The organism is Ruminococcus sporogenes (assembly GCF_054655175.1).
In genome coordinates, this window is record NZ_BAAHOA010000001.1 from 239,611 (window position 1) to 261,388 (window position 21,778).

Sequence of the window (21,778 nt, forward strand, 5' to 3'; positions counted from 1 at the left end):
GGAGGAGAAATAATGGGCCAGAAAGTTAATCCGCACGGCTTGCGTGTCGGCGTTATTAAGGATTGGGATTCCCGCTGGTTTGCGAATAAGTCAACTTTCGGCGACACTCTTGTTGAAGATTACAACGTTCGTAACTATATTAAGAAGAGCTTGTACGCAGCAGGTGTTCCAAAGATTGAGATCGAAAGATTCGCTGAAGATAAAGTAAGAATCCACATTCACTGTGCAAAGCCCGGTATAGTAATCGGAAGAGGCGGCACAGAAATAGAAAAGCTCCGTCAGAAGCTTGAAAAGATGATGGGCAAGCAGGTTGCTGTGAACATCGTTGAAGTAAAGAATCCTGATATTAATTCTCAGCTTGTTGCTGAAAAAATTGCGCTTGATCTCGAAAACAGAGTTTCGTTCAGACGTACGATGAAGCAGGCGATCGGCAGAGCTATGCGTCTGGGAGCAAAGGGAATCAAGGTTATGGTATCAGGTCGTCTGGGCGGCGCTGAAATCGCAAGAAGCGAAACCTATCACGAGGGAACAATTCCTCTTCAGACCATAAGAGCAGATATTGACTACGGTACCGCCGAGGCGCATACTACCTACGGCAGACTCGGAGTTAAGGTTTGGATCTATAAGGGCGAGGTTTTAAAGGGCGAAACAGCCGCTAAGCCGGAAGAATCAAGAAGAGGCGGAAGAGATAACAGAAGACGCGGCAATCAAAGACGTGATAATAAAGTCAGAGAAGCGAAAAATGAAGGAGGTAACCAGTAATGCTACTTCCAAAAAGAGTAAAATACCGTCGAGTACACAGAGGCCGTATGACGGGAAAGGCCACAAGAGGCAATAAGGTAAGCTACGGTGAATTCGGTCTTCAGGCGCTTGAACCTGCATGGATAACTTCAAATCAGATTGAATCCGCCCGTATAGCTATGACGCGTTACATCAAGCGTGGCGGTCAGGTATGGATTAAGATATTCCCTGATAAGCCGGTAACCAAGAAGCCGGCCGGCACCAGAATGGGTTCCGGTAAAGGCGCTCCCGAATACTGGGTTGCAGTTGTTAAGCCGGGCAGGGTTATGTTTGAGATTTCCGGAGTTCCGGAGGAAGCAGCAAGAGAGGCTATGCGTCTTGCAATGCACAAGCTTCCTATAAAGTGTAAATTTGTTGCAAAAGAAGAGCAAGGAGGGGAGCAGTAATGAAGGCGTCTGAAATCAGAGATATGTCGGTAGAAGAAATGAACGAAAAGCTGACCGGCTTAAAAGAAGAACTTTTTGCGCTCCGCTTTCAGCTTGCTGTAAACCAGCTTGACAATACTGCACGCTTAAAGGCTGTTAAAAAGGATATCGCAAGAATCAAGACAGTTATGCGCGAGGCTGAAATCAAGTCGGGCGTAAGTCAGTAAGAAAGGGAGGATTTAGCTATGTCTGAGAGAAACCTTAGAAAAACAAGGGTTGGTAAAGTTGTAAGCGACAAGATGGACAAAACTATCGTTGTTGCTATCGCTGACAATGTTAAACACCCGCTTTACAAGAAGATTATCAAGCGCACCGTAAAGCTTAAGGCGCATGATGAAAACAACGAATGCCGCATCGGCGATCGTGTTGAGGTAATGGAAACGCGTCCTTTGTCAAAGGATAAGAGATGGCGCGTTACAAATATAATTGAAAAAGCTAAGTAATTTATTAATAGACGAGGAAGCGGTTTTAATTGATGCGCTTCTGAAAGGAGGAACTCGCTGTGATACAAATGCAGTCTTATATGAAGGTTGCTGATAACACCGGAGCTAAAGAGCTTATGTGTATCAGAGTTCTGGGCGGCACACGCAGAAGATATGCAAATATCGGTGACGTGGTGGTGGCTTCCGTAAAGAAAGCAACACCCGGCGGCGTTGTTAAGAAGGGCGACGTTGTAAAGGCGGTTATCGTTCGTTCAGCAAAGGGCCTGAGGAGAGAAGACGGCACATATATTCGTTTCGACGAAAATGCAGCTGTTATCATTAAGGAAGATAAGAACCCGAAGGGTACGCGTATATTCGGACCTGTAGCAAGAGAGCTCCGCGACAAGGACTATATGAAGATATTGAGCCTTGCGCCGGAAGTATTATAATGGAGGTGTCATGATGAGCAAGTTACACGTTAAAACAGGTGACACAGTCGTTTTGCTGACAGGTGATTACAAGGATAAATTCGAGGATAAGGGCAAGAGAAAGACCGGTAAGGTTTTAGAGGTAAGCCCGAAGGAAAACAAGGTAATCGTTGAGGGAATCAACATGATTACAAAGCATATGAAGCCAAACAGAATGGGACAGTCCGGCAGCCTCATCAGAGCCGAGTCTCCTATTTACGCTTCAAAGGTTCAGCTTGTGTGTCCAAAATGCGGCAAGCCGACAAGAGTCGGTCACGGCTTTGAAGTAAAGACAAACGCTGCCGGTGAAGAAAAGAAAACGCCGGTAAGAATCTGCAAGAAGTGCGGACACAATTTCTAATAGAAGGAGAAACGACATGGCAAGATTAAAAGAATATTATGTTGATACCGTAGCTCCTGCTTTGATGAAGAAATTCAACTACAAGAGTGTTATGGAGATTCCGAAGCTCGATAAGGTTGTTATCAATGTCGGCGCCGGCGAGGCAATTTCAAACTCAAAGGTTATAGACGCAATTATGAACGACCTTATGCAGATTACAGGCCAGAAGCCGATAATTTGCAGGGCTAAGAAATCCGTTGCTAACTTCAAGCTCCGCGAGGGTATGCCGATCGGCGTTAAGGTTACGTTGAGAAGAGAGAATATGTATGAATTCGTTGATAAGCTTTTCAATGTGGCGTTTCCTCGCGTAAGGGATTTCAGAGGTATTAACCCCAACTCTTTTGACGGCAAGGGCAATTATTCAACCGGTATCAAGGAACAGCTTATTTTCCCTGAAATCGAGTATGATAAGATCGACAAAGTAAGAGGAATGGATATAAATTTCATCACAACAGCTAAGACTGATGAAGAAGCAAAAGAGCTGCTCGAAATGCTGGGCGCACCGTTTGCTAAGTAATTAGGGAGGATTATTCAAATGGCAAAAAAAGCGATGATTAATAAGCAGCAGAGAACTCCCAAGTATTCCACCAGAGCTTATAACAGATGCAAAATCTGCGGCAGACCTCACGCATATCTGAGAAAATTCGGTATATGCCGTATCTGCTTCAGAGAGTTGGCTCACAAGGGACAGATCCCTGGTGTAAGAAAGTCAAGCTGGTAAAAATACAAAGGAGGTCATTGGCATGCAGATTACTGATACAATAGCAGATTTACTGACAAGAATTCGTAATGCGAGTTCCGCAAAGCACGCCACGGTTGACGTTCCTGCTTCAAATGTTAAGAAAGCTATCGCGCAGATCCTTGTTGACGAGGGTTATGTAAAGAGCTTTCAGCTCATTGAAGACGGTAAGCAGGGTATAATAAGAATCACTCTTAAATATACGGACGGCAAGTCGCCTGTTATAACCGGTCTTCGCAGGGTTTCAAAACCGGGTTTACGTATTTATTCAAGTTGTGAGGATATGCCTAAGGTAAGAAAGGGATTGGGAATCGCAATCGTTTCTACTTCAAAGGGAATCATGACAGATAAGAAGGCTCGTGAACTTAACGTTGGCGGCGAGCTGTTAGCATTCGTTTGGTAAGGAGGACAGGGAAATGTCACGTATAGGAAAAATGCCGATTAGTGTCCCTGCCGGCGTTGATGTAAAAATTGACAGCAACGTTGTTACCGTAAAGGGTCCTAAGGGCACGCTCACTAAGGAATTTTCAAGCTCAATGATTATTGAGCTGAAGGACGGAGTTATTACAGTTGCCCGTCCGAATGATTTAAAAATTAACAAGAGTCTTCACGGTCTGACAAGAACGCTTATAGCTAATATGGTTGAAGGCGTATCCAACGGATACTCGAAGAATCTTGAAATCGAGGGCGTAGGTTACCGTGCCGCAAAGCAGGGTAAGAATCTGGTTATGAACCTCGGATTTTCTCATCAGGTAATAATGCCTGAAATCGAGGGCATCACAATAGACGTTCCGCAGCCTAATAAAATAGTTATAAACGGAATAGATAAGCAGGCTGTAGGACAGTTTGCGGCTGAAGTCCGTGAAAAGCGTCCGCCTGAGCCGTATAAGGGCAAGGGAATCAGATATGCCGGCGAGCGTATCATCCGCAAGGAAGGTAAGGCCGGTAAGGGCAAGAAGTAATAAAGGAGTGAATTTGCAATGATAAAAAAGGCTGATACAAAAAAGGCCAGAGCAAAAAGACATACCAGAGTCCGTGGCAAGATTTCCGGTACTCCTGAACGTCCTCGTCTGAATGTATTCCGTTCTGCAAAGCACATTTATGCTCAGATTATCGACGATGTAAACGGAGTTACGCTTGCTTCCGCTTCAAGCATGGATAAGGAATTTGAAGGAAACGGCGGAAATACCGAGGGCGCGCGCAAGGTCGGAGCAATGGTTGCGAAGCGTGCAGCCGAAAAGGGAATCGCAGAGGTCGTATTCGACAGAGGCGGCTTTCTTTATCACGGAAGAGTAAAAGAGCTTGCTGAAGGAGCTCGTGAAAACGGACTGAAGTTCTAAGAAGGAGGTAATACTTTTGGCTAATATAGACGCTAAAGCATTGGAGCTTTCCGAAAAGGTTGTTTCCATTAACAGAGTTTCAAAAACTGTTAAGGGCGGACGTATTCTTAAGTTCGCAGCTCTTGTAGTAGTAGGCGACGGAAACGGCACAGTAGGCTTTGGTCTGGGAAAATCAGGCGAAGTTCCTGACGCTATCCGCAAGGGTATCGAAGACGCTAAGAAGAATCTTGTAAAGGTTCCTATGTATGGTACAACAATTCCGCACGAAATCGTAGGCGAATTCGGCGCTGGAAGAGTTCTTATGAAGCCTGCCGCTCCCGGTACAGGCGTTATCGCAGGCGGTCCTGTTCGTGCCGTTATCGAAATGGCAGGTATCAAGGATATCAGAACAAAATCCCTGCGCTCAAACAATCCGTGCAATGTTGTAAGAGCTACAATAAACGGACTTACATCATGCATGACAGCAAAGGAAGTTGCCGCTAAGAGAGGCAAATCCATCAAGGAAATTTTAGGTTAAGGAGAGAGCAGAAATGGCAAAGCAGATTAAGCTTATAAAGAGCCTTATTGGAAGAAAAGACGACCAGATCGCTACTGCTCATTCACTTGGACTTAAAAAGATAGGTCAGGTTGTAGTTCAGCCTGACAATGAGCAGACAAAGGGTAAAATCAATAAAATTTCTCACCTCGTGGAGGTTAAGGACGCATAAGCAAGGAGGTGCATCACGATGAAGTTACACGAATTATCACCGGCACCGGGTTCTGTTTCCGAGCGTAAGCGAGTAGGCAGAGGCCACGGTTCAGGTAACGGCAAAACAGCCGGAAAAGGTCACAAGGGACAGAATGCCCGTTCAGGCGGCGGCGTAAGAATAGGCTTTGAAGGCGGACAGATGCCTTTGACAAGAAGAATCCCTAAGAGAGGCTTTAACAATATATTCGCAAAGAAATATTCTATCGTTAATGTTTCAGATCTCAGCAAATTTGTTGACGGAACTGTTGTTGACACAGAAATGTTGATCGCTTCAGGTCTTGTTAAAAAGGAAAATGACGGTGTTAAGATCCTTGGAAACGGCGATCTTACATCTAAAATTACTGTAAAGGCTGCTAAATTCTCTAAGAGCGCAATCGAAAAAATTGAAAAGGCTGGCGGGAAAGCAGAGGTGATTTAATGTGTTCGAAACATTAAGAAACGCATGGAAAGTTGCGGAAATTCGTAAAAAGCTTTTGTTCACATTATTCATCATTATAGTATTCAGATTCGGAAGCGCTTTGACCGTTCCATTTCTGGAGCTTTCAAAGGTTCAGACATGGATGGATCAGAACGCAACGGGCGGTAACTTCCTTGAATATCTGAATGTTCTTACAGGCGGTGCGTTATCAAAGGCAACAATATTTTCATTGTCAATAACTCCTTATATCAACGCCTCAATCATAATGCAGCTTCTGACATATGCTATTCCGCCGTTAGAAAGGCTTCAGAGTGAAGGAGAAGAGGGACGTAAGCGTATTAACCAGATAACCGCCTTAGTTTCTTTGGGACTTTCAATATTCATGTCTATTGCTTATTATTTTACTTTGAAAAATATGGGCGCAGTTGAATATACTGAAGGCTTTCAGGGAGTGTTTGCCGCAATTGTAATATCAGTATGCTTTATTGCCGGAGCTATGCTTGTAGTCTGGATGGGTAACCGAATCAATGATAAGGGTATCGGAAACGGTATATCTATGATTCTTTTTGCCGGTATCGTTGCAAGATTCCCGACTGATGTCGGAACTCTTGTTTCTCTTACAAAGGAAACACCCTCCAAATACCTGTTCGTTTCGATTGCAATTGCAATAGTATTTATTGTTATGATTGGATTCGTTGTATTCATGAATGAATCTGAAAGAAGAATTCCGATCCAATATGCAAAGAGAGTTGTCGGAAGAAAACAATATGGCGGTCAAAGCACTCATATTCCTGTCAAGGTTTGTATGAGCGGCGTTATGCCGATTATCTTTGCTATGGCTTTCATGTCTCTTCCAAGTACAATTGGTATGTTTAAAGCTCCTTATGCAAATCCTGATGGATTCTGGCAGAGCTTTTACAACGGATTCCTCAAATTCTTCAGTACACAATCATTTTCATATGCAATTCTCTATTTCATTTTGATTATAGCATTCAACTATTTTTACGTTTCAATGCAGTATAATCCTATTGAAATAGCTAACCAGTTAAGACAGAATAACGGCGGCATACCCGGAATAAGACCCGGTAAACCGACATCTGATTATATTCATAGAGTTTTGTCAAAGATTACATTAGTCGGAGCCTTTTTCCTTGGTATTATCGCAATCTTCCCGATATTCCTCGGAATGGCGGACGATAATTTAAGAAGCCTTTCAATGGGCGGTACAACGATGCTTATCGTGGTAAGCGTTGCTCTTGAAACGGTTCGTACACTTGAATCACAACTGATGATGCGTCATCACAAGGGATTCCTTGAATAAGAGGAGGTCAAAGATGAATCTAATTTTGTTGGGTGCTCCGGGTGCCGGAAAGGGAACGCAGGCTGAAGTAATTTCTGAAGCTAAAAAGATCCCTCAGATCTCGACTGGAAATATCCTGAGAGAAGCTGTTAAAAACGGTACGGAATACGGTCTTAAGGCAAAGGCCGCTATGGAGAGTGGTTCACTCGTTTCCGATGACGTAGTTATCGGAATACTGAAGGACAGAATCGCTGAGGACGACTGCAAAAACGGTTTTATTCTTGATGGCTTTCCGAGAACTGTTCCACAGGCGGAAGCTCTTGAGTCTATGGGCGTTAAAATTGACAAAGTAATCGAGATATTCGTTCCGGATGAAACGATTCAAAAAAGACTTTCAGGAAGAAGAGTATGCGAAGACTGCGGCGCATCATATCATTTAGAATTCAAGCCCTCAAAGGCAGAAGGAAAATGTGATAAATGCGGCGGTAACACAGTATTGCGCAAGGATGATCATCCTGATACGGTTATCGAGCGTTTAAAGGTATATCATGAGCAGACCGCGCCTCTTAAGGATTTTTATGAAAAACGCGGAAAGCTTGAAACCGTCGTAGGCCAGGAGGATGTTGCCGATACCTCTAAGCTGACGCTGAAAGCTGTTGAGGCATGATATGGTTAGCATAAAATCCAGCACTGATTTAGCTAAAATGCGGGAGGCCGGTCAAATAGCCGGCAGAGCGCTGAAGCTGGCCGGCGAATCTATAAAGGCAGGCATGACTACAAAGGCGCTTGATAAAATAATCCATGATTTTATAGTCGGCTGCGGAGCCATACCGTCGTTTTTAAATTACGGCGGATTTCCGGGTAGCGCCTGCATATCAATTAATAACGAGGTTATTCACGGTATTCCGAGTCATAAAAAGCGAATTGCCGAAGGCGACATAGTAAGCGTCGACGTTGGAGCGTTTTATAACGGTTTTCACGGAGACACTTGCGCTACGTTTGCAGTTGGAAAAATATCGGAAGAAGCTAAAGAGCTTTTGAAGGTTACGGAGGAAAGTCTGTACGAGGGTATCAGGGCTGCTCAGGTCGGCGCAAGACTGGGCGATGTTGGTCACGCAGTCGAAGAATACTGTTCGTCAAGAGGCTATGGAATCGTAAGAAATTACTGCGGACACGGAATAGGCAGAGATCTTCATGAATCGCCTGAGGTTCCGAATTACGGAAAGGAAGGGCATGGACAAAGACTTGTTGCCGGAATGACATTTTGTATAGAGCCTATGATAAATCAGAAAGGCGACGGAATAAAGGTACTCAGGGACGGATGGACTGTTATAACGGAAAGCGGATCTCTTTCGGCTCATTTTGAGCATGCTATTGCGGTAACGTCTTCAGGACCGGTTATCCTGACGCAGCCCTGACGAGGACGGCGAAGTGGATATACAAAAGGGAAGAATCGTAAAAGCGTCGGCGGGAAGAGACGGCGGGAGATATTTTGCAGTAGTCGGTGAAAAGGACGGATTTATCCTTATAGCAGACGGTAAGACCCGCAAGCTGAGTTCGCCGAAACGTAAAAATATCAGACATCTGAAATTCACCGATAAAATAATCGGATTGAATGATATAACCGATAAAGAGCTTAGAAATGTGCTGCGCGTTTATGCCGGCACACCGTAACCTGTATGGGGAGGTAGTTTATTTTGTCTAAGGAAGATCTAATTGAATTAGAGGGTATCGTTGAGGAAGCTTTGCCGAACGCTAATTTCAGGGTGAAGCTGCCTAACGGTCATGTAATTCTCGGGCATGTATCAGGAAAGCTGAGAATGAACTATATAAGAATCGTTCCCGGCGATAAGGTAACGGTTGAAATGTCGCCTTATGACCTGACTAAAGGCAGAATCACTTGGAGAGCCAAGTAATCGGCTCATGAAACCTGAGGCGTTGTGAAAATAATGCTTCTGTAATCTATCAAGGAGGTATTTTCAATGAAAGTCAGACCTTCAGTTAAACCTATTTGCGAAAAGTGCAAGGTTATTAAACGCAAGGGAAAAATAATGGTAATTTGCGAAAATCCAAAGCATAAACAGCGTCAGGGATAATTAAATCCTGACATCTTATTAACGGAGGTGCTATTTATTAATGGCAAGAATTTCTGGTGTTGACCTGCCGAAGGATAAGAGAGTTGAAATCGGCTTGACTTATATTTACGGCATCGGTCGTCAGACTGCTGTAACAATTCTTAAGGAAACAGGAGTTAATCCTGACACAAGAGTTAAGGATTTATCAGAAGAAGACGTAGCTAAGCTGCGTGATTATATTGACAGAAACTGCAATGTTGAAGGCGATCTCAGAAGAGAAGTTGCGCTCAATATCAAAAGACTTGTGGAAATCGGCTGCTACCGCGGCGTTCGTCACCGTAAGGGTCTGCCTGTAAGAGGACAGAGAACAAAGACTAACGCCAGAACACGTAAAGGTCCGGCTAAGACGATTGCAAACAAGAAGAAGTAAGGAGGACATGAACAATGGCACAGCAGAAACCTAAAAAAGTTGCTATCAGACGACGCAGAGAGCGTAAAAACATTGAAAGCGGCGCTGTTCATATTCAGTCCACATTCAATAATACGATTGTAACTATTACAGATACGCAGGGAAATGCTATCTCATGGGCAAGCGCCGGCGGACTTGGCTTCAGAGGCTCAAGAAAATCTACGCCGTTTGCAGCACAGACGGCGGCGGAAACGGCTGCTAAGGCAGCTATGGAGCATGGTCTGAAGATCGTTGAAGTATACGTTAAGGGCCCTGGCTCAGGCAGAGAAGCAGCAATAAGAGCTTTGCAGACTGTCGGTCTGGAAGTAAAAATGATCAAAGACGTTACCCCTATTCCGCATAACGGATGCCGTCCTCCAAAGAGAAGACGTGTCTAATTTACAGGAGGTGTAAACAAATTGGCTATTAACAGAGAACCAATTCTCAAAAGATGCAGATATCTTGGAATCAGCCCGGCAGTTATGGGTATTTCCAAGGAAAGTAACCGTAACCCTAATGCAAATAAGAGAAAGAAAGTTTCAGAATACGGAATGCAGCTCAAGGAAAAGCAGAAGCTTAAGTTCATATACGGCGTTCTGGAAAAGCCTTTTTATCACTATTTCGAAATTGCTGAAAAAATGGAAGGCAAGGCCGGTGAAAACCTTATCACAATTCTTGAATCAAGACTTGATAACGTAGTTTTCAGAATGGGCCTCGCTCTGACAAGAAGAGAAGCAAGACAGCTCGTTACTCACGGTCATTTCAATGTAAACGGCCAGCGCGTTGATATTCCGTCATACAGAGTAAAGGTCGGAGACGTTATTGAGCTTGGCGAAAACAGCAAGAAGAGCGACAAGTTCAAGGAAATCGCCAAAGGAACAAAGGGCAGAGTAATCCCTCTCTGGCTTGAGGCTAACAAGGAGGCTGCGTCAGCAAAGGTTGTACGTATGCCTGTCAAGGATGATCTTGACTATGAGGTTGACGAAACATTTATCGTCGAGCTTTATTCCAAATAATAATATACTTATTATTAGCCTGTTGATTATTGTAGAGATAAAAAGTGATTGCGAAATAGGAGGGTTCTTATGCTTGAAAAAATCGTAAAGCCGGAAATTGATACTGTTGAGCTGAAGAGCGACGGCAAGTACGGTAAATTCGTTTTGGCTCCGCTGGAACGCGGATACGGCATTACACTTGGCAACAGTTTAAGACGTGTATTGCTCTCCTCACTGCCCGGCGTTGCAGTTAATGCTGTCAAAATAGACGGAGTGCACCATGAATTGTCTACAATTCCCGGTGTAAAGGAGGATGTAACAGAAATCATCCTTGCAATAAAGGGACTTACAGCCAAGCTTTACGGCGACGGTCCTAAGGTCGTTTATATTGAAGCCGAAGGCGAATGTGAAGTAACTGCCGGTGATATCAAAACAGACTCTGAGGTCAATATTCTTGATCCGGGAATGCATATCGCAACTCTCGGCAAGGACGCGAAGCTTTATATGGAAATAACTATTGACAGAGGCAGAGGCTATGTTTCTGCTGAACGCAACAAGCAGCAAATGGGCGGTAATATGCCTATTGACGTTATTGCGGTCGATAGTATCTATACTCCTGTTTTGAAGGTAAATTACAAGGTCGAAGACACACGTCTGGGTCAGGTAACTGATTTTGATAAGCTGACGATTGAGGTCTGGACTGACGGAACGATCTCGGCAAAGGAAGCTTTATCACAGGCAGCCAATCTCCTCAACGAGCATCTGAAGCTTTTTGTCGATTTGTCTGAAGAGGCGAATATCGCGGAAGTTCTTGTGGAACAGGATGACAAAGGAAAAGAAAAAATCCTGGAGATGACCATTGAGGAACTTGACTTATCGGTGCGTTCCTTCAATTGTCTGAAGCGCGCCGGAATTAATACCGTTGACGACTTGATCAACAAGTCGGAAGAAGAAATGATGAAGGTTAGAAACCTTGGTAAAAAATCCTTTGATGAGGTTAAAGAAAAGCTTCAATCACTTGGCTTTGACCTTAGCTCAGAAGAGGAATAAAACTGCCGGAAGTCCGCTTAGCGGTTCGTTCCTGTGATTTGTAAAGGAGTGAATTACGATGCCAGGTACAAGAAAGCTTGGAAGAACAACTGATCATAGAAGAGCAATGCTTAGAGCAATGGTTACTTACCTGCTGGAAAATGGACAGATTGAAACAACTGTAACAAGAGCAAAAGAAGTCAGAGCAGTTGCCGAAAAGATGATAACAATCGGTAAAAACAGTGATCTGCATTCAAAACGTCAGGTTTTCGCTTATGTTACTAAGGAAGACGTTGCTAAAAAGGTTTTTGATGAAATTTCACCAAAATATGCAGACAGAAACGGCGGATATACAAGAATCGTGAAGATCGGTCCCCGTCGCGGCGACGCTGCAGAAATGGCGATTATTCAGTTGGTTTGATTTATAAATAAATGTAAAATATATGCTTTCAGCGTGAAGAACAATATGTACTTCACGCTGTTTTTATATATTCTTAATAAAATGATAATCTCTTTGGCTTGACAAATTGTATATATTCATATATAATTATTTTAATACAGCCGTGCAAAAAGGCGGAACGGGAGATCAATTAAAATGGATACAGATTCAATAATCAGAGAAATAAAAAATAGTATGACGGGAGATCCGAAAAAGGACGGTCCTTTTCTGAAAAGTCAATCCGAAAAATATAAGGACGATGAAAACAGCGCCGAAATAAACAGGGAACTTGCAAAGCTGCTTTATCAATGCTCTTACGACGATATGCATAAAACCATAGATAATTTTCTTGCCTCCGAAAATCCAAAGGTAAACGAGAAACTTAAGGAAGTACGGAAAAGATTTGCAAATTTAAACTTTGACAAGGGTATTGAGATATTAAGGGAAATAATCAGAAATAATCTTTTCGCATGGGAGGAGGACGATGATAAGCTATACAAAAGCTTCGGAACTCCGCTAGAACATGCGCTTTATATACAGATTTACAGTCCCGATAAAAAGGTTTGCCCTGTAACATGCGATCTGAGCGGAGTTTATTCTCTGTATGGATTAGGACTTTTTCATAAAAAAAGGTTTACCGAATCTCTTGACGCATTCGGAAAGGCTCTTGACCTTAATCCTGTTGATCCGGAAATTTACCTGAATTACTGCGAGCTGTTAAAGCAGATAAAGCAACCGGACGAATTAAAAAGCGCCGTAGACAAAATGATGAGGTGCGCGGTGACAAAGGAACAGCTTGGTAAGGGGTATTTTAATTACAGCTATTATTTTTCTGAAAAAAATAAATATGATAAAGCGTCGGCAATGCTTGAAATGAGCCGTATATTTTGTAATGACAAAAAGCTTATAGAAAACGAGCTTAAATATATAGCGGGCTGCACAGGCATAGGAGCTCTTCCGCCTAAGCATAGTAAGGAGCAGCTTCTTGAAATAATGAGATTTGAAAATATTCCGGCGGGACCGTCTGAGCTTGTTATCAATACCGCGTATTATCTTGCAAAGCACAGCCACCAGCAGCTTGATTACGAGATGGCGAAATATTATTATGAAACCGTCTGGGAGCTAACAGAGAGTGACGACGTGAAAGAAATAATTGATGAAATAGACATAACGCTGAGGGATATAAAGGAAAACCGATAAAGAGTAGTAATAATATACAAATAATATGGGCTAATTTTGTTTAACAATTTGCCATAAATTTATTGAATGAATATAAAAAATATGGTATAATGATATTCAAATTATAAACGTTTAAGTTAAAAAGGAGGAATTATATTTTGAAAAAGAAATTTTTCGGAAAGGTATGCGCGGCTGCGGTTGCCTTATCATGCATATTCAATGCTTCTGTAGTACCGTCGTTGGTTACTGCCGAAACCGGCGTGAAGTATGAATTTGAGGACGGCTCTCATCCCAATTCGGTTGTTCCGGAAGAGGGCTCTGAAAGATGGCTGGAAGGCGCTTCTGGAAATCAGTTCGTTTTTCTTGAAAACGCAGGAGAAACAGCTTCTGTAAACGTAAACGTGGATAAGACCGGAATGTATGACGTTATTATAGGCTTTTCAGCGCCGTATGGACAGAAGATTCATAATTTGTATGTTAACGGAGTTAATCAGGGCCAGTTGGGATTTCCCGAAACAACGTCATGGGATGAACTGAATGCAGGAACAGTAAAGCTTTCCGCGGGTGACAACGTAATTGCCGTAGAGAGTAGCTGGGGTTGGACAAACCTCGATTATCTGCGTATAGAAGAAGCGGTTCTCCCTGATGTTACGGCAAAGGACACTAAGTGCAGCGATCCTCAGGCTACCGAATCCACGCAGAGACTTATGAAATTTTTATCCGATACATACGGAAACTATATTATATCCGGTCAGCAGGAGTATTACGGCACTTCCAGAGAAGATGAATTTAATTATATTAAGGATAAAACAGGTAAACTGCCTGCTATCAAAGGCTTTGACTTCGGCGAAACGTGTCCTCTATATTACTGGGACGCTCAGACGGCAGAACGCGCTATTGACTGGGTAAATAATAAGGGCGGTATCGCTACGGCAAGCTGGCATATTAATGTTCCGGTAACAATGTCGGAATATACATTAGGTTCCACAATGGATTTTTCTAAAACAACCTATTCTGAAAAAACCGATTTTGTAACGGCTAACGTTATGATCGAGGGTACGGTTGAGCATGATTATTTCCTTCTTGCTGTTGAGAATTTAGCAAAATCATTGAAAAAGTGTCAGGATGCAGACGTTCCTATATTATTCAGACCTTTCCATGAGGCAGAAGGCAACGGCGGAGCGGACGGAGCAGGCGCATGGTTTTGGTGGAGTAAGGAAGGCGCTACTACTTATGTTCAGCTCTATAGATATTTATATGATTTACTGACTGAAGAATACGGACTGCATAACCTTATCTGGGAATTCAACAGCTATGTGTATTCCGATGATTCCGCATTATGGTATCCGGGAGCAGAATACGTAGATCTGATAGGCTATGATAAATATAACGCTAAGGACTGGTCTACCGGAAATGTTGCTCCGAATGAAAGCGCTATATCTTCTACCTTTTACGGTTTGCTTAAAATGTATGACAGTTCTAAAATGATCGCTTTAATGGAATGCGATACTATACCGTCAATACAGAATATGATAGACGAAAGCGCCTACTGGCTTTATTTCTGTCCATGGTACGGCGAGCATATAATGGATACGAATTATAATAATCCGGAAACTCTTAAAGAAATTTATCAGAGCGAATATTGTATAACCCTTGACGAGCTTCCTGATTTGAAGAACTATCCTATGGAAGGCGTTGATCCGACTGATCCTGAAACAACAGAGCCTACTCAGGAAACGACAGAGCCTGTAACAGAAGCTACTACAGAAGTAACAACTGAAACTACGGCAGAGACAACTACTACACCCAGTTCAGACACTACTACAACCGTTCCTGCTACTGACGCTACTGATGTTACTACGTCAGCTACTGAGCCGTCGGAAAATGTAGTGCCTTCAGGCGTTGAGGCTACAAGATACGGCGACGTCAATATGGACGGCGATGTGAATATTGCGGATGTAGTTGCGCTGAATATGTATCTGCTTAATCCTGAAGTTAATAAAATAAGCGATGTGGCTATGGCTAATTCTGATTGCGTTAAGGACGGAGTTATCAATACTTCTGACAGCCTTACTCTTATGAATTTTGTAGCAATGATAATTGACGAAAGTCAGCTTGGTAAATAAATATAAAAAAGCTGTTCTGCTGGAAAGCAGGACAGCTTTTTAAGCATTTATTCCTAATTTGATTAATATATATTTAAAATTTAGATTTATATTGATTTTATCCGGTTTTTTTCGTATAATATTAACAACAGAATGACTGTTAAACTATTGAAAGGATGAATTGCTATGGGATTTCGTAATAATTTTGTCTGGGGAGCCGCGACGTCTGCTTATCAGATTGAAGGAGGAGCCTATGAGGACGGCAAGGGATTAAATATTTTTGATACGTTTTGCAGTATACCTGGACGTATACTGAATAATGATACCGGTAATACGGCATGCGATCATTATCATCGCTGGAAAGAAGATATTGCTCTTATGAAGCGGATAGGAATTAAGGCTTACCGTTTTTCTCTTAACTGGGCAAGAATTATACCTGACGGAACCGGTAAAACAAATCCCGATGGTATTAAATTCTATAACGCCCTGATAGACGAGCTTTTAAAAAATGACATCGAACCATATATTACTCTTTATCATTGGGATCTGCCGCTTGCTTTGGATAAGCTTGGAGGATGGAGAAATCCGGATATGATAAAATGGTTTTCGGAATATGCAAGGGTTGTTGCGGAAAACTTTTCAGACAGGGTTAAATATTTTATGACAATCAATGAGCCGCAGGTTATTATCGGACTTGGTTATCAGCAGGGTACGATAGCGCCCGGTTTGAGGCTTACTACTCCGGAGGCTCTTGAGGTATCTCATATTCTTTTAAAAACTCACGGCGCCGCCGTTGTAACCTTAAGAACTTTTGCAAAACAGCCTATAAAGATAGGCTATGCGCCTTGCGGAAATATGAATATTCCCGCTAGTCAGAAGCCTGAGGATATTGAGGCGGCAAGACGTTCAATGTTTGAAATACCGTCCGCAGAGTCGGCTCCCGGAAGCACTGTTTGGTTCAACGATCCTATCTTGCTCGGCAGATATCCTGAGCAGGGATTGAGTATCTGCGAGCAATATATGCCTAAAATAACTGAAACTGATATGAAGCTTATAAGCCAGCCTATAGATTTCCTCGGACATAATATTTACTGGGGGCACATTGTTGCTGCCGAAGGCGGAAATCCCAGAATAATCAGTGATCCGGGCGGATTCAAAAGACCTCCTTATAAATGGCCTGTAACAAACGATTGTATTTATTGGGGAACAAGATTCTTATATGAAAGATATAAAACGCCGATTTATATAACTGAAAACGGAAAATCATGTCAGGATATAGTCGATAAGGACGGAAAAATACATGACAAGGAGAGAATAGATTATCTAAACGGGTATCTTTCAGGTCTTAAAAAGGCATATATGGAAGGAGTAGATATAAGAGGCTATTTCCAGTGGTCGTTATTGGATAATTTTGAGTGGGCATATGGCTATTCAGAACGCTTCGGACTAATATATGTTAATTATGAAACGCAGGAACGAATTTTAAAGGATTCTGCTTATCGTTACAGTGAAATAATCCGCGGAAACGGAGAGGACCTGTAAATATAAATCTAATTTACACATGAAACTAAGGTTTGCTGTCTGATAATGTTGAGATAACTGACAGTTAAAAAGAAAGCTCCTCCTATGGCATTAATCCGCCATAGGAGGAGCTTTTATTTGTCCTCTAATTCCTTAAGAGCATTTATTTCATCACGGTTGAGCTTTATTTCAGAGTCCTTAATAACCTTAACGTCGTCGCGGTTTACATAAACCGGAACGTCGCTCTTTTCCGGATTTATTTTAAGTCTTCCGGTTATAAGGTTTACCTCTTCCACATATCCCCGGCATTCCGGTGTTTTTACAAAGGCTCCTACCTTAGGGGTGATTTTCAGCAGATCCTCGTATGCTGACTGCTCGTTTTTCAGACAGCACATAAGGCGTCCGCAGGTTCCGGATATTTTGGTGGGGTTAAGTGAAAGTCCCTGCTCTTTAGCCATTTTTATAGATACCGGCTGAAATTCTCCCATATAACCTCGGCAGCAGAATTCACGACCGCAGATACCAAGTCCGCCTAATATCTTGGCTTCGTCCCTTACGCCTATCTGGCGCAGCTCTATACGAGTTTTAAAAATTGAAGCAAGATCCTTTACAAGCTCGCGGAAGTCTACGCGGTTTTCTGCGGTAAAATAAAATAATATCTTATTATTATCAAAAGTACATTCAACGTCGACTAAATGCATATTGAGCTTACGAAAAGCTATTTTGTCTTCGCATATACTGAAAGCTTCTTTTTCCTTTTGCTTGTTTTTCTCAACAATTATCATATCGGCGTCGGAGGCTTTTCTTATTACGTCCTTTAAAGGAGGAACAATGGCGGAATCCTCGACAAATCTGTTTTCTATTACAACGTCTCCGCATTCAACTCCTCTTGCAGTTTCTACAATAGCCTTATCGTTAAGGCTGAATTTTTGATTATTCGGAGAAAAATAATAAACCTTTCCTCCTTTTTTAAAACGAATTCCGATTATTTCAGTCATTATATTCTCGATTCGCCGCATGAATACAATGCGGTCCGCATTTACGGAGAGCGGTTCACCGTATTTTAATAACTCAATATATCACCGCATAGCCCGGACATAATCAGAGAGCTGTTAACGTTAGCTCTGAAATCGTCCGCCGCTTCTGCGATTGCGTTATGTATTTTTTCAGCCGAGGCAGCGGATATACGTTCGCTTAGAAGTATAGAAGCCTTAGGACAGCAACCTATACACTCCTCAGAACCTGATATTTGAACGACCGCCGCGTCTCTTATAACTCTGTCAAGCATTTCCAAAAAGGTTACGGCGTTTTTTCTGTCCTTTAAAATATCTGAGGACAGCGTAACTAAAAGACTGTAGGCGTCTCTGTTAATTATACTATCCGTAGCTTTTTTTGTCAACGACGCTATCGTCTGAAGGTCTTCGTTTTCCAGGTATTTTACGGACATTCCTATATTTCCGCCGAATATACTAAGCGCCTTGGAAATCTGATTACTGTCGAAGCCTTTAAACGCAAGAGCCGCGGCGCATTCGTCACGGCTGCACGGCGACGCCGCAAGTGAAATCACTCTTGAAAGAATTGTCGGCAGAAACGAATCTCGTGATTTAACGGTAAAAATAAAGTAAACAAATTCCGGCGGCTCCTCTATGACCTTAAGAAGAGAATTCTGAGCAGGTATCTGAATATTATCAGCGTCGGCAAATAAATATATTTTTTTATCTGAATCGTTTGGTTTAATTATAGCGTCCGCACAGATTTTGCGGCAGGTTTCAACGGTATATGTCATAAGCTTTCCGCTTTGCTCCGGAATTATTAGGTCCGAATGTATTCCCTTCGTTACGTTAATACAGGACCGGCATTTTCCGCATGGTCTGCTCTGACGCTTTTCGCACAGGAGCGTTTTGGCAATATATCTTGCTATAGTTTTTTTCCCGAGACCTGTTTCGCCGTGAATAACAAAGCCGTGGGGAAGCCTGCCGCTATCTATCATAGCCTCGATTGTTTCTAAGACAAAGCTGTTTCCATATATTTTATTCATACCTTTTCAAATCGTTCAACGTCGGTAATAAAAATAGTAGCGCCGCCGACTGATACTTCAACAGGAAAAGAGGTGTATGTACCTATTCCGTATGCGGCTGCCGACGGAACAAACTGCTTTCTTTTGTGACTTTTATCTTTGATAATTTCAACGACCTCATCGACCTTTTCATCTTCTGTACAGATTAAAAAGGTTGTGTTGCCTGCGCTTAGAAATCCTCCGGTAGAGGCGAGCTTGGTCGCAAAAAAGCCTTTTTTGGTAAGAGATTTCGCTACCGACTGGCTGTCGTCTCCGTTTACTACTGCAAATATAAGTTTCATAATGATTCTCCGTTCTGCCGCCTTAAATTAGCGCTGACAGACGCTTGCTGCATCGGTTTTATAAAAATTCAGGCCGGCGGCTGGCCCGCTTAGTAACGGTATGCGTTTAAAGCTATTGCTCGTATTTTATATATTCATTTTACCACATTTACTTTTAAAATACCATACCTTTTGAAAATTTTAATACAATTTTCAGTTATGATTTCTCCGCTTACTGCAATAGGCACGGCGGGCGGGCAAGGAACGTTTACTCCTGCGCAGATTCTTCCTTCGCTTTCTTCGGTAGATATGGTTTCATAATCTGTTAAAACGGCGTTTCTTATGGTCGTTGCGGCTATAGGCTCCGGAAAGCTTACCGCTTCCGTATTAAGAGGCGGTTCGGGAATACACTTTTCAAGTATATCCGCGGTTAAATTAATTTCCGCTTCTGTATTAACGGGTGAAAATAATAATACAATGCAGTCGTTGTCCGCATATTCACATTCTATATTGTATTTTCGCAGTTGCTTTGCAAGATTTATTCCGTTGCAGATAAGCGTTAAATGAAACGGCTCTCCTTCATAAATTCGATATTTATGACTTAGCCTTTTACGAAGCGAAGTAAGAGCCGTTAAACGGCTTTTAATATCGTTATCAAGTCCTTCGGCTATATATTCGGCGCATAGATCAAGGGAGGCCATAATAAGATAGCTTGGACTTGTCGAGCCGAAAAGAGACATGGCCTGCTTTGCCTTATCCTTATAAATCGGATTTACTATATGAAGATAAGCGCCGCCTGTAAGAGCGGGAAGCATTTTATGAGCGGAATCACAGCAAAGGTCTGCGCCGAGCTGAGCCGGATGCATACCAAGAGCTGTCGTATGCGCTCCGTGAGCGTTGTCAACGAGCAAAACGGCATTATATTTGCGGCAAAGAGCCGCTATTTTACTGATATCGGCAGTTTTACCTAAATAATCAGGAGACGTTAGATAAATGCATGCGTTTTTTTCTTTTTTCAAAAGCTCTTCCGCCTTATCATAGGGAAAATCTCCTGAAAGAATACTTCCGTAATAATCCGGAAAAATCCATAGGGGCTGAATATCAAGGAGAGCGCAGGCGGCGATAAAGCTTCTGTGAACGTTTCTTACAGCTATAACCTCTCTCTTCTCCTGTTTCATCAGCCAAAGCATCGCCTGTATGCATAGAGTAGAACCTCCCGCGCTGTAGCAGGTTCCGGCAGTTTTGTAAAGCTTAGAAGTGTTGTTTTCGCTCTCTTCGATTATACCGTCCGCTTCAAAAAGACTGTCCGCGCCTTTTATTTCCGTTATATCAAATTCATAGGACGGAAGCTCTGATAAGCGCTTGCCCTTATGGCCCGGCATATGCAGTCTTAACGCTTTTGAATCAGAATATTTTTTTAAAAAATCATAAATCGGCGTATTCATAATAATTCCTTAAATAAAATAATATTTTAAGTATTTATAGATTTTATCTCTTGCCCTTTTAATAGTACGGGAAACTGTTGACGGGGCAATTTCAAGCTTATCGGCAATTTCCGACACGCCAAGTCCACTATAATAGTATAGCATAATTATTTCTCTTTGTCTTGGCGTTAAATCGTTTTTTATGATCTTTGCCATAGTTTTTTTTACTTTTGCCGTCAGCTCAGAATTTGTTTCAGCATCCTCCGCAAAAGAAAGCTCGGCAATTTTGCTGTCAAATTCAAGAGCGTCCATTGAAACTCTTTTCATTCCTTATCCTCCGATATGTTTTAATATTATAGATTTTTAGGCATCTTGAATAGGATTAAATAAAAACAACTATCAGAACATTTGTTCTAACATATAGTATATACCTTTTTTTGTTATTTGTCAAGTTCTATTTGTAAAAAAAATCCATAAAATTATAATATGATATTATTATAAAGGAGTTAAAAAATGAAATTAATGTTAATAAATAAGGATAATCCGCTTCCGAAGGACTATAAACCGGAGCTTCAGGAGGTATGCGAGGGATATTTTATGGAGGCGCATGCCGCTTGCGCTATGAAAAAAATGCTCTGCGCCGCATTAAGGGACGGAATTCGGCTTCGTGTGTTTTCAGCTTACAGAAGTATATCATACCAAAAGGGACTGTTTAATGAAAACGTTGACAGGTACATGCTTTCGGGAATGAGCTATGAGGAGGCATACGCCAAAACCTCCAAGAGCATAGCGATACCCGGTCAGAGCGAGCATAATGCCGGTCTTGCCGCTGATATATCCACTGTTGACTGGGTTGGAGAAATAACAGAGGAATTTGAGAATACCCCGGAATTCAGATGGCTGTGTAAAAATTCCTATCATTTTGGATATATTTTAAGGTATCCAAAAAATAAAACTCATATAACAGAAATTACATATGAGCCGTGGCACTATCGTTATGTAGGAAAGGTTCATGCCGGCTGTATAACGAGAATGGGCTTGACTCTTGAGGAATATTTTCAAAGACAGCGCTGCGGTGTTTAAACGGTGAATAAATTGTGTAAATTTCGTGAAAAGACTTGATTTTTTCGTAAAATATTATTATAATGTAATTAGCACTCAAATAA

Annotated in this window: 34 protein-coding genes; 29 read left to right on the top strand and 5 right to left on the bottom strand. The window is 42.2% G+C overall.

Annotation, left to right across the window (positions count from 1 at the left end):
• Positions 1–12: 12 nt before the first annotated feature.
• The 28 genes from rpsC (at position 13) to ACYQ0N_RS01365 (ending at position 16,872) form a co-directional block, all read left to right on the top strand.
• Positions 13–762, top strand: coding sequence for a 30S ribosomal protein S3 (gene rpsC / locus ACYQ0N_RS01230; protein WP_177532302.1), 750 nt, complete (start codon positions 13–15; stop codon positions 760–762).
• Positions 762–1,187 carry a 50S ribosomal protein L16 gene (gene rplP, locus ACYQ0N_RS01235; protein WP_177532303.1) on the top strand — a complete coding sequence of 142 codons (426 nt, stop codon included), beginning with the start codon at positions 762–764 and terminating at the stop codon, positions 1,185–1,187. The genes rpsC and rplP overlap by 1 nt, the downstream gene beginning before the upstream one ends.
• A complete protein-coding gene (gene rpmC / locus ACYQ0N_RS01240) occupies positions 1,187–1,393 on the top strand; it encodes a 50S ribosomal protein L29 (protein WP_177532304.1) in 207 nt (68 codons plus the stop codon). Before rplP ends, rpmC begins: the two co-directional genes overlap by 1 nt.
• 18 nt (positions 1,394–1,411) lie before the next feature.
• Positions 1,412–1,669: a 30S ribosomal protein S17 gene (rpsQ, locus tag ACYQ0N_RS01245; protein WP_177532305.1), complete on the top strand. Its 258-nt coding sequence runs from the start codon at positions 1,412–1,414 to the stop codon at positions 1,667–1,669.
• A gap of 59 nt (positions 1,670–1,728) precedes the next feature.
• Positions 1,729–2,097, top strand: coding sequence for a 50S ribosomal protein L14 (gene rplN, locus ACYQ0N_RS01250; RefSeq protein ID WP_177532306.1), 369 nt, complete (start codon positions 1,729–1,731; stop codon positions 2,095–2,097).
• 13 nt (positions 2,098–2,110) lie between these two features.
• Positions 2,111–2,476, top strand: coding sequence for a 50S ribosomal protein L24 (rplX, locus tag ACYQ0N_RS01255; RefSeq protein ID WP_177532307.1), 366 nt, complete (start codon positions 2,111–2,113; stop codon positions 2,474–2,476).
• 16 nt (positions 2,477–2,492) lie between these two features.
• Positions 2,493–3,032, top strand: a complete 540-nt coding sequence (gene rplE / locus ACYQ0N_RS01260; RefSeq protein WP_177532308.1) for a 50S ribosomal protein L5 — start codon at positions 2,493–2,495, stop codon at positions 3,030–3,032.
• A gap of 18 nt (positions 3,033–3,050) precedes the next feature.
• Positions 3,051–3,236: a type Z 30S ribosomal protein S14 gene (locus ACYQ0N_RS01265; RefSeq protein ID WP_177532309.1), complete on the top strand. Its 186-nt coding sequence runs from the start codon at positions 3,051–3,053 to the stop codon at positions 3,234–3,236.
• A 22-nt stretch (positions 3,237–3,258) separates the two neighbouring features.
• Positions 3,259–3,657, top strand: coding sequence for a 30S ribosomal protein S8 (rpsH, locus tag ACYQ0N_RS01270; protein WP_177532310.1), 399 nt, complete (start codon positions 3,259–3,261; stop codon positions 3,655–3,657).
• A gap of 13 nt (positions 3,658–3,670) precedes the next feature.
• Positions 3,671–4,216, top strand: coding sequence for a 50S ribosomal protein L6 (gene rplF, locus ACYQ0N_RS01275; protein WP_177532311.1), 546 nt, complete (start codon positions 3,671–3,673; stop codon positions 4,214–4,216).
• 18 nt (positions 4,217–4,234) lie between these two features.
• Positions 4,235–4,594 carry a 50S ribosomal protein L18 gene (rplR, locus tag ACYQ0N_RS01280; protein WP_177532312.1) on the top strand — a complete coding sequence of 120 codons (360 nt, stop codon included), beginning with the start codon at positions 4,235–4,237 and terminating at the stop codon, positions 4,592–4,594.
• Positions 4,595–4,610: 16 nt separating this feature from the next.
• Complete coding sequence (rpsE, locus tag ACYQ0N_RS01285; protein WP_177532313.1) at positions 4,611–5,111, top strand: 30S ribosomal protein S5; 501 nt, start codon at positions 4,611–4,613, stop codon at positions 5,109–5,111.
• A gap of 13 nt (positions 5,112–5,124) precedes the next feature.
• The gene (gene rpmD / locus ACYQ0N_RS01290; protein WP_460161647.1) at positions 5,125–5,301 is read left to right on the top strand and encodes a 50S ribosomal protein L30; all 177 of its coding nucleotides are present in this window, start codon (positions 5,125–5,127) and stop codon (positions 5,299–5,301) included.
• An 18-nt stretch (positions 5,302–5,319) separates the two neighbouring features.
• The gene (gene rplO, locus ACYQ0N_RS01295) at positions 5,320–5,760 is read left to right on the top strand and encodes a 50S ribosomal protein L15 (protein ID WP_460161648.1); all 441 of its coding nucleotides are present in this window, start codon (positions 5,320–5,322) and stop codon (positions 5,758–5,760) included.
• A gap of 1 nt (position 5,761) precedes the next feature.
• Positions 5,762–7,081: a preprotein translocase subunit SecY gene (secY, locus tag ACYQ0N_RS01300; protein ID WP_460161649.1), complete on the top strand. Its 1,320-nt coding sequence runs from the start codon at positions 5,762–5,764 to the stop codon at positions 7,079–7,081.
• A gap of 13 nt (positions 7,082–7,094) precedes the next feature.
• On the top strand, positions 7,095–7,727 hold the full coding sequence (locus tag ACYQ0N_RS01305) for an adenylate kinase (RefSeq protein ID WP_460161650.1): 633 nt from the start codon (positions 7,095–7,097) through the stop codon (positions 7,725–7,727).
• A 1-nt stretch (position 7,728) separates the two neighbouring features.
• Positions 7,729–8,478 carry a type I methionyl aminopeptidase gene (gene map, locus ACYQ0N_RS01310; protein WP_460161651.1) on the top strand — a complete coding sequence of 250 codons (750 nt, stop codon included), beginning with the start codon at positions 7,729–7,731 and terminating at the stop codon, positions 8,476–8,478.
• A gap of 13 nt (positions 8,479–8,491) precedes the next feature.
• Positions 8,492–8,734, top strand: a complete 243-nt coding sequence (locus ACYQ0N_RS01315; RefSeq protein ID WP_177532319.1) for a hypothetical protein — start codon at positions 8,492–8,494, stop codon at positions 8,732–8,734.
• 23 nt (positions 8,735–8,757) lie between these two features.
• A complete protein-coding gene (gene infA / locus ACYQ0N_RS01320; RefSeq protein ID WP_177532320.1) occupies positions 8,758–8,976 on the top strand; it encodes a translation initiation factor IF-1 in 219 nt (72 codons plus the stop codon).
• A gap of 66 nt (positions 8,977–9,042) precedes the next feature.
• Entirely contained in the window at positions 9,043–9,156 is a 114-nt protein-coding gene (gene rpmJ / locus ACYQ0N_RS01325) for a 50S ribosomal protein L36 (RefSeq protein WP_177532321.1), read from the top strand.
• A gap of 40 nt (positions 9,157–9,196) precedes the next feature.
• A complete protein-coding gene (gene rpsM, locus ACYQ0N_RS01330) occupies positions 9,197–9,565 on the top strand; it encodes a 30S ribosomal protein S13 (RefSeq protein ID WP_177532322.1) in 369 nt (122 codons plus the stop codon).
• Between the two features lie 14 nt (positions 9,566–9,579).
• Positions 9,580–9,981 (top strand): 30S ribosomal protein S11, encoded by a 402-nt coding sequence (gene rpsK, locus ACYQ0N_RS01335; protein WP_177532323.1) that lies wholly within the window; start codon positions 9,580–9,582, stop codon positions 9,979–9,981.
• A 21-nt stretch (positions 9,982–10,002) separates the two neighbouring features.
• Complete coding sequence (rpsD, locus tag ACYQ0N_RS01340; RefSeq protein ID WP_460161652.1) at positions 10,003–10,599, top strand: 30S ribosomal protein S4; 597 nt, start codon at positions 10,003–10,005, stop codon at positions 10,597–10,599.
• Positions 10,600–10,668: 69 nt separating this feature from the next.
• Positions 10,669–11,628 (top strand): DNA-directed RNA polymerase subunit alpha, encoded by a 960-nt coding sequence (locus ACYQ0N_RS01345; protein ID WP_177532325.1) that lies wholly within the window; start codon positions 10,669–10,671, stop codon positions 11,626–11,628.
• Between the two features lie 58 nt (positions 11,629–11,686).
• On the top strand, positions 11,687–12,028 hold the full coding sequence (rplQ, locus tag ACYQ0N_RS01350; RefSeq protein WP_177532326.1) for a 50S ribosomal protein L17: 342 nt from the start codon (positions 11,687–11,689) through the stop codon (positions 12,026–12,028).
• Positions 12,029–12,202: 174 nt separating this feature from the next.
• Positions 12,203–13,246: a tetratricopeptide repeat protein gene (locus ACYQ0N_RS01355; protein WP_460161653.1), complete on the top strand. Its 1,044-nt coding sequence runs from the start codon at positions 12,203–12,205 to the stop codon at positions 13,244–13,246.
• Between the two features lie 137 nt (positions 13,247–13,383).
• Positions 13,384–15,351, top strand: a complete 1,968-nt coding sequence (locus ACYQ0N_RS01360) for a glycosyl hydrolase (protein ID WP_460161654.1) — start codon at positions 13,384–13,386, stop codon at positions 15,349–15,351.
• A 165-nt stretch (positions 15,352–15,516) separates the two neighbouring features.
• On the top strand, positions 15,517–16,872 hold the full coding sequence (locus ACYQ0N_RS01365) for a GH1 family beta-glucosidase (protein WP_460161655.1): 1,356 nt from the start codon (positions 15,517–15,519) through the stop codon (positions 16,870–16,872).
• Between the two features lie 113 nt (positions 16,873–16,985).
• Here ACYQ0N_RS01365 and ACYQ0N_RS01370 read toward each other — a convergent pair whose 3' ends face one another.
• The 5 genes from ACYQ0N_RS01370 to ACYQ0N_RS01390 form a co-directional block, all read right to left on the bottom strand.
• Entirely contained in the window at positions 16,986–17,849 is an 864-nt protein-coding gene (locus ACYQ0N_RS01370; RefSeq protein ID WP_460161656.1) for a PSP1 domain-containing protein, read from the bottom strand.
• A gap of 65 nt (positions 17,850–17,914) precedes the next feature.
• Entirely contained in the window at positions 17,915–18,889 is a 975-nt protein-coding gene (locus ACYQ0N_RS01375) for a DNA polymerase III subunit (RefSeq protein WP_460161657.1), read from the bottom strand.
• Positions 18,886–19,209: a cyclic-di-AMP receptor gene (locus ACYQ0N_RS01380; protein ID WP_177532332.1), complete on the bottom strand. Its 324-nt coding sequence runs from the start codon at positions 19,207–19,209 to the stop codon at positions 18,886–18,888. Before ACYQ0N_RS01380 ends, ACYQ0N_RS01375 begins: the two co-directional genes overlap by 4 nt.
• A gap of 134 nt (positions 19,210–19,343) precedes the next feature.
• Positions 19,344–20,633 (bottom strand): aminotransferase class V-fold PLP-dependent enzyme, encoded by a 1,290-nt coding sequence (locus ACYQ0N_RS01385; RefSeq protein WP_460161658.1) that lies wholly within the window; start codon positions 20,631–20,633, stop codon positions 19,344–19,346.
• A gap of 9 nt (positions 20,634–20,642) precedes the next feature.
• Positions 20,643–20,939 (bottom strand): RNA polymerase sigma factor, encoded by a 297-nt coding sequence (locus ACYQ0N_RS01390; RefSeq protein WP_177532334.1) that lies wholly within the window; start codon positions 20,937–20,939, stop codon positions 20,643–20,645.
• Positions 20,940–21,125: 186 nt separating this feature from the next.
• Between ACYQ0N_RS01390 and ACYQ0N_RS01395 the strand changes: the two genes are divergently transcribed.
• Entirely contained in the window at positions 21,126–21,695 is a 570-nt protein-coding gene (locus tag ACYQ0N_RS01395) for a M15 family metallopeptidase (protein ID WP_460161659.1), read from the top strand.
• Positions 21,696–21,778: the final 83 nt, after the last annotated feature.